We start from the raw sequence: 2,720 nt of genomic DNA on the forward strand, positions 1-2,720 counted from the left end.
TGTAGGGGCGTTTAAAAATGGTTTTCATGGCGACAGTGCTTACACATTTGCAGTTGGAGAAATTAGTGCTGAACTAAAACAATTATTAAGGGTTACAAAAGAATCTTTATACAAAGGAATTGAAAAAGCCATTCATGGCAACCGTGTTGGAGATATCGCTTATGCCGTACAGCAATATACCGAAAAAGAGCATGGTTATGGAGTAGTGAGAGAATTAGTGGGCCATGGCTTGGGCAGAAAACTGCATGAAGAACCGCAGGTACCCAATTATGGAAAGAGAGGAACACTTCAAAAATTGAAAGAAGGAATGGTGATTGCCATTGAGCCAATGATAAACCTTGGAACAAAAAATGTGTACCACGATAAAGACGGATGGACTATAAAAACTGAAGACGGTAAAGCTGCCGCTCATTACGAACATACCATTTGCATACAACGGGGCAAGGCCGATATTTTGTCTTCATTTACCGAAATAGAAGCTGCCGAAAAAGCCAACTCCAATCTCTGCGCCGATTATTAATTTTATAAAATGTGGATTTTATTTTTACTCCTTCAATACTTTATGCAGTACAGGTAGAAGGCCAAACTAAATACATAAAATGTTTGCATATAGTTTCAAAATCCGGTGATGATTCGCAGGAGTTATGGATTAATGATAATCCTAAAAAACCTATTATCTTAAAAATGAAATTAGATTTCTCTATTGAGTTGAAACAGATTTTGTAAAAAAATAATGGTTCATAAAAAAATCCGGCAGGTATTTACTTGGCAGATTTTTTTATAGTAAAGTCAGCAAGTGGCAATTATAAAATTCTGTATTTTAATTCCACTCTTTCGTCGCTCCAGATGTTATCCGGACTAATGTATGTGTCTTTATATTGTATAATTATGCCCGACTTTGCAAAAACGTCTCTCACCAGTTCGCTGCAAATATAATTTCTGTTTTTTTCTCTGCGGCTGATGTGAAATAAAATACGCACCATTATTCTTACAATTTCAAAATTGTCGTAAGGCCTTGCTAACTCATCCAGGCCAAAACTAATACCACGGTTTAATTTTTCTTTCTCCACATCAATATTTAGTTTGGCAATAGCTATCTGCCCTTTGTATGGCCGGTTTTTATCTTTATAATTACGCAAATATTTCGACACCGGAATTAATCTTATGCCAACAGAAGGTTCAGCTTCTAAAACCATAACCCTGCCCAGCTCTTCGTCTTTATAAACTACTGCAACATGGCTCCAGGTGCTTTTTGTAAGTTTTTGAATAACTCCTGAAAAAGCATAACTGCCGCTGCTGAAAAAAATATTGCCTGTTTTAATATGATCCCTTACTTTGTCGTAAGGGATTACCGGCATTTGTTTAAGTTGTTTTTTTGTAATGGAACTGGCCATACTATAATAAAGAGTTAAGCGTTAATTTGCATTTAATTGTCAAGATACAAAATAGAAAATGAAAAAGAAACGACTTGTGGTTATTGGGGGGGGAGCGGCTGGTTTTTTTTGTGCTGTTAATGCTGCAAGAATGAATCCTGCACTGGAAGTTACTATCGTAGAAAAATCTAATAAATTATTAAGCAAAGTAAAAGTAAGTGGTGGTGGCAGGTGTAATGTTACCCATGCCTGTTTCAGTATTGCAGAAATGATAAAAAAATATCCACGGGGCAATACATTTTTAAAAAAGGCCTTTCACCATTTTTTTACAACAGATACTATTGAATGGTTTAAGCAAAGAGGAGTGGAGTTAAAAACTGAAGCTGACGGAAGAATGTTTCCGGTTACTAATTCTTCTCAAACAATTATCGATTGCCTGATGAAGGAAACAAATAAGTATGGCGTTGAAATACTAATGAATGCAGAAGTAAAAGAATTGACAATAAGCAATGAGCAATTTGCAACTGAGCGATTCACTGTTCATCTTGACAGTAATAAAATTTTAAACACCGATTTTGTTTGTATTGCCAGTGGCGGTTACCCTAAAAACATTCAGTTTGAGTGGTTAAAAAAATTAGCACATACAATTGAAGAGCCAGTACCATCTTTATTTACTTTTAACATGCCGGGTAACAGTATCACGGCTTTAATGGGTGTAACGGTAGAAAATGTTACGGTGAAAATTGTGGGTTCTAAACTTGTGGAGCAGGGGCCGTTATTAATTACACATTGGGGTATGAGTGGTCCTGCGATTTTAAAATTATCAGCCTGGGGTGCAAGAGAACTTCAAACAAAAAATTATTCATTTAAAATTAGTATAAACTGGATACCGGAGTTTAATGAAAATTCACTTAGGGAAAAAATGCAGCAACTTCGGTTTAGTATTGCCACTCAAAAAATTATTAATCGAAATCCTTTTGCGTTACCCGGTCGCCTGTGGGAATATTTACTGCAGCAATCAGGCGTAAATGAAGATTTACGCTGGGCAGATTTACCGGCTAAAGATCAAAATAAATTAATTAAAAATTTATGTACACAGGAGTTTGATGTAAAAGGTAAAACAACTTTTAAAGAAGAGTTTGTAACATCAGGCGGCATTCAATTAAATGAAATTGATTTTAATACGATGCAAAGTAAAATAATACCAGGCTTATTTTTTGCCGGCGAAGTAATTAATGCCGATGGTATTACCGGGGGCTTTAATTTTCAAAACGCATGGACTACTGGATGGATAGCTGCAAAGGCTGTTAGTAGCTTAAAAAGTTTAGAAAGTTTAGATGTTTAGGG

3 protein-coding genes are annotated in these 2,720 nt (G+C 35.7%); 2 read left to right on the plus strand and 1 reads right to left on the minus strand.

The genetic code is table 11. The features are described from left to right. Positions 1-520: type I methionyl aminopeptidase (map, locus tag ACY65O_RS11835; RefSeq protein WP_462221061.1), on the plus strand; the 520-nt coding region annotated here is incomplete at its 5' end. Positions 521-803: 283 nt separating this feature from the next. Here the strand turns inward: map and ACY65O_RS11840 are convergent. After that, entirely contained in the window at positions 804-1,394 is a 591-nt protein-coding gene (locus ACY65O_RS11840) for a YiiX/YebB-like N1pC/P60 family cysteine hydrolase (protein ID WP_462221062.1), read from the minus strand. A gap of 58 nt (positions 1,395-1,452) precedes the next feature. On the opposite strand from ACY65O_RS11840, the gene ACY65O_RS11845 reads away from it, so the two are divergent. Further along, a complete protein-coding gene (locus tag ACY65O_RS11845) occupies positions 1,453-2,718 on the plus strand; it encodes a BaiN/RdsA family NAD(P)/FAD-dependent oxidoreductase (RefSeq protein WP_462221063.1) in 1,266 nt (421 codons plus the stop codon). Positions 2,719-2,720 lie beyond the last annotated feature (2 nt).

Origin of the sequence: Ferruginibacter sp. (assembly GCF_031430955.1) — a bacterium.
Taxonomy (GTDB): domain Bacteria; phylum Bacteroidota; class Bacteroidia; order Chitinophagales; family Chitinophagaceae; genus Ferruginibacter.